The organism is Kitasatospora sp. NPDC101801 (assembly GCF_044766665.1).
GTDB lineage: Bacteria > Actinomycetota > Actinomycetes > Streptomycetales > Streptomycetaceae > Kitasatospora.
In genome coordinates, this window is the sequence record NZ_JBIWML010000002.1 from 329,297 (window position 1) to 344,387 (window position 15,091).

General features: G+C 70.9%; 11 protein-coding genes and 2 pseudogenes. 8 read left to right on the forward strand and 5 right to left on the reverse strand.

The genetic code is table 11. The features are described 5' to 3' along the window. Positions 1-17: 17 nt before the first annotated feature. On the reverse strand, positions 18-1,913 hold the full coding sequence (locus ACIRPK_RS05745; RefSeq protein WP_403033499.1) for an AMP-dependent synthetase/ligase: 1,896 nt from the start codon (positions 1,911-1,913) through the stop codon (positions 18-20). Positions 1,914-2,195: 282 nt separating this feature from the next. On the opposite strand from ACIRPK_RS05745, the gene ACIRPK_RS05750 reads away from it, so the two are divergent. Both ACIRPK_RS05750 and ACIRPK_RS05755 read left to right on the forward strand, forming a co-directional pair. Next, a complete protein-coding gene (locus ACIRPK_RS05750; protein ID WP_403033501.1) occupies positions 2,196-3,929 on the forward strand; it encodes an ABC transporter ATP-binding protein in 1,734 nt (577 codons plus the stop codon). 74 nt (positions 3,930-4,003) lie between these two features. Then, positions 4,004-5,902, forward strand: a complete 1,899-nt coding sequence (locus ACIRPK_RS05755; protein WP_403033744.1) for an ABC transporter ATP-binding protein — start codon at positions 4,004-4,006, stop codon at positions 5,900-5,902. A gap of 145 nt (positions 5,903-6,047) precedes the next feature. On the opposite strand, the gene ACIRPK_RS05760 is transcribed toward ACIRPK_RS05755, so the two are convergent. Further along, positions 6,048-7,133 carry an EamA family transporter gene (locus tag ACIRPK_RS05760; protein WP_403033504.1) on the reverse strand — a complete coding sequence of 362 codons (1,086 nt, stop codon included), beginning with the start codon at positions 7,131-7,133 and terminating at the stop codon, positions 6,048-6,050. A gap of 61 nt (positions 7,134-7,194) precedes the next feature. Between ACIRPK_RS05760 and ACIRPK_RS05765 the strand changes: the two genes are divergently transcribed. Genes ACIRPK_RS05765 through ACIRPK_RS05775 form a run of 3 tightly spaced genes read left to right on the forward strand, consistent with a single transcriptional unit; the run spans position 7,195 to position 9,745 of the window. Further along, complete coding sequence (locus tag ACIRPK_RS05765; protein WP_403033507.1) at positions 7,195-7,701, forward strand: MarR family winged helix-turn-helix transcriptional regulator; 507 nt, start codon at positions 7,195-7,197, stop codon at positions 7,699-7,701. A 21-nt stretch (positions 7,702-7,722) separates the two neighbouring features. Further along, complete coding sequence (locus ACIRPK_RS05770; RefSeq protein WP_403033510.1) at positions 7,723-8,616, forward strand: sigma-70 family RNA polymerase sigma factor; 894 nt, start codon at positions 7,723-7,725, stop codon at positions 8,614-8,616. 55 nt (positions 8,617-8,671) lie between these two features. Continuing rightward, positions 8,672-9,745, forward strand: a complete 1,074-nt coding sequence (locus ACIRPK_RS05775; RefSeq protein ID WP_403033513.1) for an NAD(P)/FAD-dependent oxidoreductase — start codon at positions 8,672-8,674, stop codon at positions 9,743-9,745. A 51-nt stretch (positions 9,746-9,796) separates the two neighbouring features. Here ACIRPK_RS05775 and lepA read toward each other — a convergent pair whose 3' ends face one another. Further along, positions 9,797-11,668, reverse strand: coding sequence for a translation elongation factor 4 (gene lepA / locus ACIRPK_RS05780; protein WP_403033516.1), 1,872 nt, complete (start codon positions 11,666-11,668; stop codon positions 9,797-9,799). Between the two features lie 188 nt (positions 11,669-11,856). Here lepA and ACIRPK_RS05785 point away from each other — a divergent pair, with 188 nt between their 5' ends. The 3 genes from ACIRPK_RS05785 to ACIRPK_RS05795 all read left to right on the forward strand — a co-directional run bounded on the left by ACIRPK_RS05785 (position 11,857) and on the right by ACIRPK_RS05795 (position 13,586). Next, the gene (locus ACIRPK_RS05785) at positions 11,857-12,162 is read left to right on the forward strand and encodes an antibiotic biosynthesis monooxygenase family protein (RefSeq protein WP_403033519.1); all 306 of its coding nucleotides are present in this window, start codon (positions 11,857-11,859) and stop codon (positions 12,160-12,162) included. 135 nt (positions 12,163-12,297) lie between these two features. Then, positions 12,298-12,555 carry a 30S ribosomal protein S20 gene (gene rpsT / locus ACIRPK_RS05790; protein WP_057238597.1) on the forward strand — a complete coding sequence of 86 codons (258 nt, stop codon included), beginning with the start codon at positions 12,298-12,300 and terminating at the stop codon, positions 12,553-12,555. Positions 12,556-12,842: 287 nt separating this feature from the next. Next, positions 12,843-13,586, forward strand: a complete 744-nt coding sequence (locus tag ACIRPK_RS05795; protein WP_403033522.1) for a hypothetical protein — start codon at positions 12,843-12,845, stop codon at positions 13,584-13,586. Positions 13,587-13,604: 18 nt separating this feature from the next. On the opposite strand, the pseudogene ACIRPK_RS05800 reads toward ACIRPK_RS05795, so the two are convergent. Both ACIRPK_RS05800 and ACIRPK_RS05805 read right to left on the reverse strand, forming a co-directional pair. Then, a pseudogene (locus tag ACIRPK_RS05800) lies at positions 13,605-14,300 on the reverse strand (VWA-like domain-containing protein); the annotation flags it as partial. A 4-nt stretch (positions 14,301-14,304) separates the two neighbouring features. Next, a pseudogene (locus ACIRPK_RS05805) lies at positions 14,305-15,053 on the reverse strand (AAA family ATPase); the annotation flags it as partial. Between the last annotated feature and the right edge of the window lie 38 nt (positions 15,054-15,091).

Consider the following 15,091-nt stretch of genomic DNA (forward strand, 5'->3'; position numbering starts at 1 on the left):
ACCGGAGGGTCAGGCGATCACGCCTCGACGGTGCCCGCGTACATCTCGGTGACCGCGTCGGCGTAGGTCCGCTCGACCACCGGGCGCTTGATCTTCAGGCTCGGGGTCAGCTCGCCGTGCTCGATGTCCAGGTCGCGCGGGAGCAGGCTGAACTTCTTGATGGTCTGCCAGCGCTGCAGCTCGCCGTTGAGGCGCTGCACGAAGCCGTCGATCAGCTGGTTCACCTCCGGGGAGGCCACCACCTCGGCGTACGACCTGCCCGCCAGACCGTGCTCGGCGGCCCACGGCATGATCACCGCTTCGTCCAGGCCGATCAGCGCGGTGCAGAAGTTCCGGCCGTTGCCGATCACCAGGATGTTGCTGACGAACGGGCAGACCGCCTTGAACTTGCCCTCCACCTCGCTGGGCGCGACGTACTTGCCGCCCGAGGTCTTGAACATGTCCTTCTTGCGGTCGGTGATCCGCAGGAAGCCGCCGTCCAGCTCGCCGATGTCACCGGTGTGGAACCAGCCGTCGGCCTCCAGCACCTCCTCGGTCTGCTCGGGCAGGTTGTGGTAGCCGCGCATCACGCCGGGGCCCTTGAGCAGGATCTCGCCGTCCTCGGCGATCCGGACCTCGGTGCCGGGCAGCGGCTGCCCGACGGTGCCGACCCGGAAGTCCTCCTCGCGGTTGACCGTGGAGCCCGCGCTGGTCTCGGTCAGGCCGTAGCCCTCGAGCACCGGCACGCCCGCACCGGCGAAGAAGTAGCCGATCTCGGGGGCGAGCGCCGCGCTGCCGGAGACCGCGCCGCGCATCCGGCCGCCGAAGGCCGCCCGGATCTTCGCGTAGACCAGCTTGTCGGCGATCGTGTGCTGGAGGGTCAGACCGAGCGGGGCGGTGTTCTGCCCGGTGGCGATCCGGTTGGCCTGGGTGGTCCGGGCGTAGTCCCGGGCGACCTTGGCGGCCCAGAGGAAGATCTTGTACTTGGCGCCGCCCTGGGCCCGGGCCTTGCCGGCGATGCCGTTGTAGACCTTCTCGAAGATCCGGGGGGCACTGGCCATCATGGTCGGCCGGATCACCGGGAGGTTGTGGATGATCCGGTCCACCCGGCCGTCCACCGCCATCACGTGGCCGGTGGCGATCTGACCCGAGATCAGGGTCTTGCCGAACACGTGCGACAGCGGCAGCCACATGAACTGCACGTCGTCCGCCCGGAGCAGACCGCTCTCCTGCTGGGCCACGCCCTCGTACGCCCAGCAGTCGTGCACCAGGCGGACGCCCTTGGGGCGGCCGGTGGTGCCCGAGGTGTATATCAGGGTGGCCAGCTGCTCGCGGTCCAGTGCCTCGACGGCCTTGGACACCGCGTCCGGGTGCTCGGCAAGGTGGGCCTTGCCGCGCTGCTCCAGCTCGTCCAGGGTGAGGACGTCCAGACCGCCGGTCTCCAGCTCGCCCGCCGGGGCGTCGAACAGGATCACGGTGCGCAGCTCGGGCAGCTCGGCGCGGCGGGAGACCACCTTGGCGAGCTGGGCGGCGTTCTCCGCGAACATCGCGCGGCTGGCCGAGTTCGCCAGGATGAACGCGGTCTCCTCGGCGTTGGTGCTCGGGTAGACCGTGGTGGTCGCCGCACCGGCGCACATGTTGCCGAGGTCGGCGACGATCCAGTCGATCCGGGTGGACGAGGAGAGGGCGACCCGGTCCTCGGGGCCGATGCCGAGCGACATCAGACCGGCCGCCACCGCCGTGACCCGCTCCGCGGTCTGCGCCCAGGTCAGTGAGCGCCACTGCTCGGCGCCGGGGGCGCCGTCCGCCGCGTGCTCGTCCACGGGGACGGGGAACCGGTAGGCCTCACCGTTCGGGGTGGCCTCGACGCGACTGAGGAAGAGGTGGGCCACCGAGGGCGGACGCCGGTCGATCGTGGACTGCGCGGAACTCAACGAGGACCTCCGGGGGGCGCGGGTGGCCGAGGGTGTGGAGCACGGTGGCGTGGGGGCCTGCCGACCGGCTGTTGGTTAACCAGCGAGTAACAAGCTGGCAATCAGCAGCCTAGGGGCTCGGCGGCCGATCCGTAAGGGGGTGAAGGGAGCTGGCACCCTGACCTCCGCGCCGTGCAAAGACAGTACAAAACCGCTGGGTCGAGCCACCGTAAACCCCCACAGGGCGCGCCGGAACCCCGAAAATGGGGTGCGACTCCCCCGGCCGACAACGAAAGTGTCACGGTGCTGATCAAACTCCTGCGGGCCCACCTGGGCCCGTACTCCCGACCCATCACCCTGCTGGTGCTGCTCCAGCTCGTCTCCACCATCGCAGCGCTCTACCTCCCCGCCCTGAACGCCGACATCATCGACAACGGGGTGGTGAAGGGCGACACCGGTCACATCCTGGCCCTCGGCGGGGTGATGATCGGCGTCACCGTGGTGCAGGCGCTCTGCTCGGTCGCCGCCGTCTACTACGGCGCCCGGACCGCGATGGCGATCGGCCGGGACATCCGGGCCGCCGTCTTCGACCGGGTGCAGAGCTTCTCCGCCCGGGAGCTGAACTCCTTCGGCGCGCCCTCGCTGATCACCCGCACCACCAACGACGTCCAGCAGGTCCAGATGCTGGTGCTGATGGGCTTCACGCTGATGGTGGCGGCGCCGATCATGTGCTTCGGCGGCATCCTGATGGCGCTCCAGCAGGACGTCCCGCTGTCCGCCCTGCTGCTGGTGGTGGTGCCGGTGCTGGGTGCCGTGGTGATCGCGCTGGTGCGCCGGCTGCGGCCGCAGTTCCGCACCATGCAGACCCGGATCGACACCGTGAACCGGGTGCTCCGCGAGCAGATCACCGGTATCCGGGTGATCCGGGCCTTCGTGAAGGACCGTCACGAACAGGATCGTTTCGCCGGGGCCAACGCCGAGCTGACCGACGTCTCGCTCAAGGTCGGCCGGATGCTCTCCTTCATGTTCCCCAGCGTGATGTTCGTGGTGAACGTCTCCAGCGTCGCGGTGATCTGGTTCGGTGCGCACCGGATCGACTCCGGCGACATGGAGATCGGCGCGCTGACCGCCTTCATCTCCTACCTGATGCAGATCCTGATGAGCGTCATGATGGCCACCTTCATGTTCATGATGGTGCCGCGCGCCGAGGTCTGCGCCGAGCGGATCCAGGAGGTGCTGGCCACCGACAGTAGCGTGGTGCCGCCCACCGATCCGGTCACCGAGCTGCTGAGCCGCGGTCAGCTGGAGCTGCGCGCGGTCGAGTTCCGCTACCCGGGCGCCGAGGCGCCGGTGCTCCGCGGCATCGACCTGATCGCCCGGCCGGGGCAGACCACCGCCGTGATCGGCTCCACCGGCAGCGGCAAGTCCACCCTGCTCGGGCTGGTGCCCCGGCTGTTCGACGCCACCGGCGGCGAGGTGCTGCTCGGCGGCGTGAACGTCCGGGAGCTCGACCCGGTGCTGATCGCCGACACCGTCGGCCTGGTCCCGCAGAAGCCGTACCTGTTCTCCGGCACGGTGGCCAGCAACCTGCGCTACGGCAAGCCGGACGCCACCGACGAGGAGCTCTGGCACGCGCTGGAGGTGGCCCAGGCCAAGGACTTCGTCGAGCAGCTGACCGAGGGTCTGGACGCCCCGATCGCCCAGGGCGGCTCGAACGTGTCGGGTGGTCAGCGCCAGCGGCTGGCGATCGCCCGCGCGCTGGTCAGCCGGCCGCAGGTGTACCTGTTCGACGACTCGTTCTCCGCGCTCGACTACGCGACCGACGCCCGCCTCCGCAAGGCGCTGTCCCGGGAGACCGCCGAGGCGGCGGTGCTGATCGTGGCCCAGCGGGTCTCCACCATCCGGGACGCCGACCGGATCGTGGTGCTCGACGAGGGCGCCGTGGTCGGCAGCGGCACCCACCACGAGCTGATGGCCGACAACCCGACATACCGGGAGATCGTGCTCTCCCAGCTCACCGAGCAGGAGGCGGCGTGACAACCCCGAAGAAGCCCCAGGCGGACTCCCAGGCCGCCGCCGCCCGCCGCGGGCCTGCCGGTCCCGGCCGGTTCATGGGCGCCCAGGGCGCCGAGAAGTCGCTCGACTTCAAGAACTCCTCCAAGCGCCTGCTCGGCATGCTCCGCCCCGAACGCCCGCTGCTGACCGGCGTGCTGACGCTCGGTGTGCTCAGCATCGGCCTCGCGGTGACCGGCCCCCGGGTGCTCGGCAACGCCACCGACCTGATCTTCGCCGGCGTGGTCGGCCGGCAGACCCCGGCCGGGGTGTCGAAGGCCCAGGTGCTCGACGGTCTGCGGCAGTCCGGCCAGGGCGGCGTCGCCGACCTGCTCGGCGCGGTCGACTTCGTCCCCGGCCAGGGGATGGACTTCGGCGCGATCGGCACCGTGCTGATGTGGGCCCTGCTGCTGTACGTCGGCTCCGCCCTGTTCGGCATCCTGCAGGGCCGGCTGGCCGCCACCGCGATCAACCGCGCGGTGTACCGGCTGCGCGAGGACGTCGAGGCCAAGCTGTCCCGGCTGCCGCTGAGCTACTTCGACAAGCAGCCGCGCGGCGAGGTGCTCAGTCGGGTCACCAACGACATCGACAACATCGGCCAGTCCATGCAGCAGACCATGGGCCAGGTGGTGAACTCGCTGCTCACCATCGTCGGTGTGCTGGCGATGATGTTCTGGATCTCCCCGCTGCTCGCGCTGATCGCGCTGATCTCCGTCCCGGTCTCGGTGGTGGTCGCCACCAGGGTCGGCAAGCGGGCCCAACCGCAGTTCATCGCGCAGTGGAAGACCACCGGCACGCTGAACGCGCACATCGAGGAGATGTACACCGGGCACGCCCTGGTCAAGGTCTTCGGCCGGCAGCACGAGGCGGCGGAGACCTTCCGGGTGGAGAACGAGGCGCTGTTCGCGTCGAGCTTCCGGGCGCAGTTCATCTCGGGCATCATCCAGCCCGCGATGATGCTGATCGGCAACCTCAACTACGTGCTGGTCGCGGTGGTCGGCGGTCTGCGGGTGGCCAGTGGCGCGCTGTCCATCGGTGACGTGCAGGCGTTCATCCAGTACTCCCGGCAGTTCAGCCAGCCGCTCACCCAGGTCGCCAGCATGGCCAACCTGGTGCAGTCCGGCGTCGCCTCGGCCGAGCGGGTCTTCGAACTCCTGGACGCCCCGGAGCAGTCGGCCGAGCCGCTCGCCCCCGAGCGGCCCGAGGTGCTCCGCGGCCTGGTCGCCTTCGACAGCGTCTCGTTCCGGTACGACCCGGAGAAGCCGCTGATCGACGACCTGTCCCTGAAGGTCGAGCCCGGCCACACCGTCGCCATCGTCGGCCCGACCGGGGCGGGCAAGACCACCCTGGTCAACCTGCTGATGCGGTTCTACGAGACCACCGGCGGCCGGATCACCCTGGACGGCGTGGACATCGCCGCGATGTCCCGGGAGGAACTCCGGGCCGGCATCGGCATGGTGCTCCAGGACACCTGGCTGTTCGGCGGCACCATCGCGGAGAACATCGCGTACGGGGCCGAGGGCGCCTCGCGGGAGGCGGTGGTCGAGGCCGCGAGGGCGGCGCACGTGGACCGCTTCGTACGGACCCTGCCGGACGGCTACGACACCCGGATCGACGACGAGGGCACCGGGGTCAGCGCGGGCGAGAAGCAGCTGATCACCATCGCCCGGGCGTTCCTGGCGCAGCCGTCCATCCTGGTGCTGGACGAGGCCACCTCCTCGGTGGACACCCGTACCGAGGTGCTCATCCAGCGGGCGATGGCCCGGCTGCGGAGCGGTCGCACCAGCTTCGTGATCGCGCACCGGCTCTCCACCATCCGGGACGCGGACGTGATCCTGGTGATGGAGGACGGCTCGATCGTGGAGCAGGGGTCGCACGACGAGCTGATCGCGGCGAAGGGCGCTTACGCGCGCCTGTACGCGGCCCAGTTCAGCGAGGCGGTCGCCGAGGTCGACTGACGCCGCACTGTCGGCAGGCGTTCAGCCGTCTACTACCCAGGGGTCGGGGCTGCGCCGTAGGCAGGCGCCCGAGCATCTACGGTCAGGGGCTCGGGGAACTGCGAGGAGATCTGGCGTGCGGGTCACTGCGAAAGTGCCTGACCACCTACGCACGCGTGACCTTTTCCGAGGCCGGCGTCGCAGTTCCCCGAGCCCCTGACTCCGTAGCGGGCTGAGCAGTTCCCCGAGCCCCTGACTCCGTAGCGGGCTGAGCAGATCCCCGAGCCCCAGACTCCGTAGCGGGCTGAGCAGTTCCCCGGGCTCCCGGGGCCGCAGGCGGCTGAGCAGTTGCCCGGGCTCCTGGGGCCGCAGGCGGCTGAGCGGTTGCCCGGGACCGGGTGCCGACGAGGGCTCCGGCGGCGGTGCTGCCCAGGGCGATGGCCATGCCGAGGAGCTGAAGGGGTGTCAGGGCTTGGCCGAGGGCGATCCAGCCGATGGCGGTGGCCGAGACCGGGCTGAGCAGGCCGAGGAAGGCGACGGAGGAGGCGGGCAGCTTGCCGATGCCGCGGAACCAGAGCCAGTACGCCACCAGGGTGTTGGGCACCGCGAGGTAGAGGTAGCCGAGCAGGTTGGTGCCGGTCAGGGCCGGCGGCATGCCTTCGGCCGCCAGGGCGACCGGGAGCAGCAGCAGCCCGCCCGCCGTCAGCTGCCAGCCCGTCATGGCCAGCGGGCCGACGCCCTCCGGGCGACCCCAGCGCTTCGTCAGTACGGTGCCGACCGCCATCGTCCCGGCCCCGGCCAGGCCGGCCAGTACGCCGATGGTGTCGAGTCGGGCGGTGGCCTTGAGGACCACCAGCGCGACCCCGAACACTCCGGCCAACCCTGCCAGGAGTGCCCGCCCGCCGGGCCGCTCCCCGAGCAGTGGGATCGCCAGGCCGGCCGCCAGCAGCGGCTGCACGGCGCCGAGCACCCCGGCCACACCCCCGGGCAGTCGGTAGGCCGCGACGAAGAGCAGGGCGAGGAAGAGGCCGATGTTGAGCGCGCCGAGCAGCGCGACCTTCGCCCACCAGCCGCCCTTCGGCAGGCGCCGGGTGACGGCCAGCAGGACCAGCCCCGCGGGCAGCGCGCGGAGCGTGGCGGTGAGCAGTGGCCGGTCCGGCGGCAGGTACTCGGTGGTGACCAGGTAGGTGGAGCCCCAGGCGAGCGGGGCCAGCGCGGTGAGGGCCAGGGCACCCCGAGATGTCGAAAGCATGTAAGCAACTTAGCACTAAGCTACTTGCCGTCAAGCTTCTTTCCTGTGGCAGACTTTTGTCATGAGCCAGAGCCCCACGCCCCCCGACGCAGTGGACGCGATCGCCGCACAGTGGAACGCGGTCCGCCCCGACCTCTCCACCGACGCGATGGAGGTGTTCGGCCGGATCTTCCGGCTCTCCCGCGCCATGACCGACCGGCTCGGCCAGGCCCACGCCGCGTTCGGCATCGGCACCGGCGAGTTCGACGTGATCGGCACGCTGCGCCGCTCCGGCGCCCCGTACGCGCTCTCCCCGCGCGAGCTGACCGCCACCCTGATGCTCACCACCGGCGGCATGACCGGTCGGCTGGACAAGCTGGAACGGGCCGGCCTGGTCACCCGCTCGCCCGACCCGAACGACCGCCGGGGCCTGCGGATCACCCTCACCCCCGAAGGCCTGGACCTGGCGGACCGGATGATCGGCTCCAACATCGACGTCTACGGCGGGGTGCTCGCCACCCTCACCCCCGAGGAAGCGGCCGCCTTGAACGCCCTGCTCCGCCGCCTGCTCGCATCGGCCGGAAACTGACCGGGTACGGTTCCTGATGTGATGGACGACGCATCAGGGGTGGATGTCTTCGAGTCGCTGCGGCGCTACCTGGGTTCGGTGGCGTACCGGCTGCTCGGCTCGGTGACCGACGCCGAGGACGTGTTGCAGGAGGCGTGGCTGCGCTGGCGGACCACCGACCGGAGCACCGTCGAGGAGCCACGGGCGTACCTGACCACGGTCGTCACCCGGCTCTGTTACGACCAGCTGGGCTCGGCCCGGGTGCGCCGGGAGGCCTACTACGGCGAGTGGCTGCCCGAGCCGCTGGTCACCGAGGAGAACGCGCCCGAGCGGCTCGCCGAGCTGGGCGAGGAGGTCTCGATCGCGCTGCTCGCGGTGCTGGAGGAGCTCACCCCGGCCGAACGGACCGCCTTCGTGCTGCACGACGTGTTCGCGGTCGGCTTCGAGGAGATCGCCTGCTCGCTGGACCGCACCCCGGACGCCGCCCGGCAGTTGGCGTCCCGGGCCCGCCGCCGGGTGCGGACCGGCGGTCGGCGCGGGCCGGTCGACCGGGCGGCGCACCGTCAGGTGGTGTCCGCCTTCGCCCTTGCGGCCACCGGGGGCGACCTCCAGGGCCTGGTCGCCCTGCTCGACCCGGACGTGGTCTGGCACTCGGACGGCGGCGGCATCGTCTCGGCCGGCGTCCGCCCGATCCTGGGCGCGGACAAGGTCTCCCGCCTGGTGGCCGGGCTCTACGCCAGGTTCCTCGGCCCGGCCGACGTCAGCGCCAGCCCCGCCCTGGTCAACGGCGAACCGGGCCTGCTCTGGCACGACGCCGAGGGCAAGGTGCTCGGCGTGGTCGCCTTCGCGGTCGCGGACGGCCGGATCACCGAGGCGTACGTCGTGGTCAACCCGGAGAAGCTGACCCATGTGACGCGGCTCACTGTCACAAGCTGACCGGCTGCGTCGTCCACCTCCCGAAAGCAGCACACCCGCTTCGCAGGAGGACGAGATGACCGGTCAGCAGCAGCACATCGTCGTGATCGGCGCCGGCTACGCGGGCCTGGCGGCGGCCACCCGGATCGGCAGGCGGCACCGGGTCACCCTGGTCGCGCCGGAGAGCCGGTTCCTGAACCGGGTCCGCCAGCACGAGACCGCGGCCGGCCTGGCCGAGCACCGGCCGGAACTGGCCGAGGTGCTGCGGGGCCGTCAGGTGACCCACCGCCAGGCCCGGGTCACCGAGCTCGACCTGGCCGGGCGGAAGGTCTTCCTGGACTCCGGCGAGGCGCTGGGCTACGACACCCTGGTGTACGCGCTGGGTAGCCGCACCGCCCTGCACGGCATCCCCGGTGCGGCCGAGCACGCCTACCCCGCCGAGCGGGCCGCCGAACTGGCCGAGCGGATGCGCACCGCCGCGCAGCCCGGCACCGTCGCGGTGGTCGGCGGCGGCCCGACCGGCATCGAGCTGGCCGCCGAACTGGCCGAGGCGCACCCCGCCTGGCAGGTCCGGATCGTGGCGGCCGGCCAGGTCGGCGGCTGGCTCTCGGACAAGGGCCGGGCGCACGTCCGGAAGGTCTTCGGGCGGCTCGGGGTCCAGGTGCACGACCAGGCGGCCGTCACCGCCGTGACCGCGGCCGGACTCCGCACCGACCAGGGCACCATCGACGCCGACCTGGTCGCCTGGGCCGCCTCGATGGAGCCGCGCGAGCTGGCCGCCGAGGCCGGACTGACCGTCACCGCCGACGGCCGCGCGGTGGTGGACGGACACCTGCGCTCGGTCTCGCACCCCGAGGTGTACGTGATCGGCGACGCCGCCCAGGTGGTGGTCGAGGGCGTCGGCGAGCTGCGGATGAGCTGCGCCACCGCCCAGCCGATGGGCATCTACCTCGGCGGGCTGCTGACCGGGAAGACCGACAAGCCGTTCGGGTACGGCTACGTGGTGCACTGCCTGAGCCTGGGCCGCAAGGACGGCCTGGTCCAGCTGGTCCGCAAGGACGACTCGATGAAGCCGAGCGCCCTGACCGGGACCGCCGCCCGGCTGGTGAAGAGCCTGATCGTCACCGGCGTCGTCTGGCAGCTGCGCTGACGACACGCCGAAGGGCCCGGTCCGGCCGGACCGGGCCCTTCGGCGTACCGACTACTTCTTCTCGCCCTTGGGGGCGTCCGCGTCGGTGGACAGTGCGGCGATGAAGGCCTCCTGCGGGACCTCCACCCGGCCGACCATCTTCATCCGCTTCTTGCCCTCCTTCTGCTTCTCCAGCAGCTTGCGCTTACGCGAGATGTCACCGCCGTAGCACTTGGCGAGGACGTCCTTGCGGATCGCGCGGACCGTCTCACGGGCGATCACCCGGGAGCCGATGGCGGCCTGGATCGGCACCTCGAACTGCTGACGAGGGATCAGCTTCTGCAGCTTGCCGGCCATCATGACGCCGTAGTTGTACGCCTTGTCCTTGTGCACGATCGCGGAGAACGCGTCCACCGGGTCGCCGTGCAGCAGGATGTCGACCTTGACCAGGTCGGCGGTCTGCTCGCCGATCGGCTCGTAGTCGAAGGAGCCGTAGCCGCGGGTCTTGGACTTCAGCATGTCGAAGAAGTCGAAGACGATCTCGGCCAGCGGGAGGGTGTAGCGCAGCTCCACCCGCTCCTCGGAGAGGTAGTCCATGCCCTGCATGTTGCCGCGGCGGCTCTGGCAGAGCTCCATGACGGCGCCGACGAACTCGTTGGGCACCAGGATGGAGCCGCGGACCACCGGCTCGTGCACCTCGGAGATCTTGCCGGTCGGGAACTCGCTCGGGTTGGTGACGGTGTGCTCGCTGCCGTCCTCCATCACCACGCGGTAGACCACGTTGGGGGCGGTGGAGATCAGGTCGAGGTTGAACTCGCGCTCCAGCCGCTCCCGGACGATCTCCAGGTGCAGCAGGCCGAGGAAGCCACAGCGGTACCCGAAGCCGAGCGCGACCGAGGTCTCCGGCTCGAAGACCAGGGCGGCGTCGTTCAGCTGGAGCTTGTCGAGGGCGTCGCGCAGCAGCGGGTAGTCGCTGCCGTCCAGCGGGTACAGGCCGGAGAACACCATCGGGCGCGGGTCCTTGTAGCCGCCCAGCGCCTCGGTCGCACCCTTGTGCATCGAGGTGATGGTGTCACCGACCTTGGACTGCCGGACGTCCTTCACACCGGTGATGATGTAGCCCACCTCGCCGACGCCGAGGCCGTCGGAGACCTTCGGCTCGGGCGAGATCACACCGATCTCCAGCAGCTCGTGCGTGGCACCCGTGGACATCATCTGGATGCGCTCGCGCTTGGTGAGCTCGCCGTCGACCACCCGGACGTAGGTGACCACGCCGCGGTAGGTGTCGTAGACCGAGTCGAAGATCATCGCGCGGGCCGGGGCGTTCTTGACGCCGACCGGCGCGGGGACCTTCGCGACCACGTGGTCCAGCAGGTCCGCGACACCCAGGCCGCTCTTGGCGCTGACCTTCAGGACGTCCTCGGGCTCGCAGCCGATGATGTGCGCGATCTCGGCGGCGTACTTCTCCGGCTGGGCGGCCGGCAGGTCGATCTTGTTGAGGACCGGGATGATCGTGAGGTTGTTCTCCAGCGCCAGGTACAGGTTGGCGAGGGTCTGCGCCTCGATGCCCTGGGCCGCGTCCACCACGAGGATGGTGCCCTCGCAGGCGGCGAGCGAACGGGACACCTCGTACGTGAAGTCCACGTGGCCCGGGGTGTCGATCATGTTCAGGATGTGGGTCTTGCCCGCACCCTCGCCGACCGTCGGCGCCCACGGGAGGCGGACCGCCTGCGACTTGATGGTGATGCCGCGCTCGCGCTCGATGTCCATCCGGTCGAGGTACTGGGCACGCATCTGCCGGGGGTCCACCACGCCGGTGATCTGGAGCATCCGGTCGGCGAGGGTGGACTTGCCGTGGTCGATGTGGGCGATGATGCAGAAGTTGCGGATCAGCGCCGGGTCGGTACGGCTGGGCTCTGGCACATTGCTGGGGGTCGCGGGCACCTTGGTCCGATTCTCCGTTGGTCCGGGGGCCGGGCGCTCCGGCTCGGCACTGACGGCGCCGAGCGGCTTCCCGGGGACCGGACGGTCTCGTCCGATCGAAATGGTTCCTGCCATCTTCCCACGAGCCCGGACCGGCGCGGTGTCCAGCTCTTCCGCTGCGCGCCCCGGGTGCGGCAGGATCGGCTTCCATGATCTTGGAGAGTGCGCTGCTCGACGTCCGTCCCGGCCTGGAGGAGGACTTCCTGGCCGCCTTCACCGAGGCCCGGCCGCTGATCGCGGTCCAGCGCGGCTTCCGCTCACTGGAGCTGCGCCGCTGCCTGGACGAGGGGCGCGGCTCGCGGTTCCTGCTCCAGGTGGCGTGGGACACCCTGGCCGACCACACCGAGGGCTTCCGCGGTTCCGCCGAGTACCAGCAGTGGCGGGAGCTGCTGCACCACTTCTACGAGCCGTTCCCCGAGGTCGAGCACTACGGCGAGCCGCTGCTCAGGGCGTAGACCCTCCGGGCCGGTTTGGGCCCGGGCTGTCGGCTTTGGTAGCGTTGGCCGCTGCACCTGGCACCGGCATGCCTTCTCAGCCCGCCGAGCTCGGTGCGACCCGTTCAATTCTCGACTCAAGACTGAGGCTATTTCGTGGCGAACATCAAGTCCCAGATCAAGCGCAACAAGACCAACGAGAAGGCGCGCCTGCGCAACAAGGCCGTCAAGTCCTCGCTGAAGACCGCTGTCCGCAAGGCCCGCGAGGCCGCCGCTGCCGGCGACACCGCGAAGGCCACCGAGCTCGCCCGGGCCGCCTCCAAGGCGCTCGACAAGGCCGCGAGCAAGGGCATCATCCACAAGAACCAGGCCGCCAACAAGAAGTCCGCGGTCACCAAGCTCGTCTCGGCCTGATCCCAGGCCGACCCGGTCGACGGGCACGGCGGCCCTCTACCCGCCTCCGACGACCACCCCTCACGTCAACTTTCCGGCCCTCTACCCGGAACTCGTGAGACGTAGAACTCCGTACCGCACGCGGCCTGCGTTCGCCACGCGGGTGCGGTACACGACAGGCGTCGTAGCTCCGGCTACGGCGCCTGTCGGCGTCTGTCCGGGGGTGACCTCACCCTCTGCCACCTTGCGTTCACCGATAGGGTTCGCTCCGACGTGGCCAGCACGCATCCCGGTTGGGGGCTCATCAGATGTCGCACCAGCGGCCGGCACCGACGGACACCGGTCCGGCGTTCCCCGGCGTCCCCACGCCGCCCACCCCGCTGCCGTACGGGCCGCCGCCCCGGGCCGCCACCCGGTCCCGCCGTCGGCCGCTGCTGTGGGGGGTGCTGAGCGCGCTGCTGACCTCGGCGATCTGGGTCGTCGCGGTGCTGACCGTGCCGGGCGTGGTCACCCTGCCGGACGGGCCCGCCCCCGAGATCGGCGACTACCGGGTGGTCGACGACCTCTGCGCCACCGCCCGGCTGAGCCGCTTCACCCAGCTGTACCCCGCCCAGTCCGGCACGCCGTACCACTACTCGACCCGGCACGCGGCGCTGGACGACATGTACTGCAGCAAGTACCTGAAGAAGAGCGCCGGGGAGACCGAGTACTCCTCGCTCTACATGCAGGCGCAGCTGCACCGGAAGGTGAACCCGCGGGCCGAGTTCGACGCCCAGCAGTCCGGGCTGCGGCAGCGGAAGTACCTGATCACCGACGTGCCCGAGCTGGGCGACCAGGCCTACGTCGGGTACCTGGACGACCGGAGCAGCTCGGACCGGACCTGGCACTACCTGACCCAGGTGCTGTACGTCCGGGACGGCGGGCTGACGTACTACCTGAGCTGGTCCGGCTCGTACCAGGAGGGCAAGGGCGTCGCCCCCGACCGGGAGACCGTCCGGCAGGCGCTGCTGATGGACAGCCGGGACGTGCTCCGCGCGCTGGCCGGGCTCTGACGCACCGTCCGGCCCCGCTCAGCGCATCCGGAAGACCGGGCCGCGCGGGGTGAACGGGAGACCGGCACCGAGCGGGACCAGGTAGGCGTGCTCGCGGCGGACCCGGAGCACGTCGCACTCGCCGTCGGTGATCAGCAGGATCGGGGCCCCGGGCGGGAAGTCCTCGGCCCGCTCCAGCAGGTCGACGCCCGGCTGGAGCACGGTGCCGCCCCGGCCGCGGACCTTCACCCGGGCGGCGATCTCGGCGGTGGGCAGGAAGCCCGCGTCGTGCGGGGCCGCGTCGCAGAACACCACCCGGGCGGCGGTGACGTCCCGGGCTGCGGCGTAGGAGGCGATCGCGCCGAGCGCCTTGCCGAGCAGCTGACGGCTCATCGACCCCGAGGTGTCCAGCACCACGCCGAAGGTGCAGCGGGCCACCTCCTCCGGCGGGTGGTAGCGGCCGGCGCGCGGGACGCCGGGGGTGGCGGCCTGCCGGCGGGACGGCCTGGCGTAGCTCCGGACCGGCTGCGGGGAGGGCACGAACTCGTCGAACCAGCGCGCCAGTCGGGCGTCCCAGGGCAGCGGGGGCTGGGCCAGCGCGCGGATCTCCTCGACCAGTCCGGCGGGCAGCAGGCCGCGGTCGCGCTGGTGCAGCTCGAAGCCCTGCTGGAGACCACGCCGGTAGAAGTCGTCCAGGTCGACGTAGTCGCGCGGGCGGCCCAGCGGTTCACCGATCAGGTCGGACCCGGAAGGCGGTCTGCCGGAGGGAGTTGGAGGCGTGCTCCTTGCGGGCCGGCAGCTCCTTGACCAGCCGGCCCCTGAAGGCGTCGGCCAGGTAGTAGAGCAGGTCGCGGTCCTCCAGCCGGTGCGGCCAGCGGGCGTCGCCCTTGAGGATCGCGTCCAGGCCGTAGGAGTTGCGGACGATCTTCGCGTAGCCGCAGAACGACACCGCTAGTCCTGCACCCACGGGTGGATGCCGTTGGCCCCGGCCCAGTCGAGCCAGTCGGTGGCACTGGCCCGGAGGTGGACGTGGACCAGACGGTTGACCAGTGCGGAGGCCATCGGCCGGGCCAGCGCGCCGTCGGTGGCCCGGTTCCCGGCGCCGATCACGATCGAGCCGGGCGGCAGCTCGTACGAGCCGATCCGGCGGTCCAGGATCAGCGAGTAGAACGCCTTCTGCACGTCCGGGGTGGCCGCGTTGAGCTCGTCCAGGAACAGGCAGTAGGGCTCGTCCCGGGCGATCGACTCCGGCGGGCAGAACCGGGACCGGCCCTCGGGGGTGATCTGCGGGACGCCGATCAGGTCCTCCGGCGCCAGCTGGGTACCGATCAGGCTGACGCACTCCAGGCCCAGTGACTCGGCGAACTCCCGTACCAGGGAGGACTTCCCGATCCCGGGCGCGCCCCAGAGGAACACCGGCCTGACGGTGGCCAGGCCCAGCAGCAGCTCGGGGACCTGGGACGGCGAGACGGTGACGGCACCCTGCAAGACGGGGACTCCTTCGGAGCTTCGGGGGGATTCCGCGT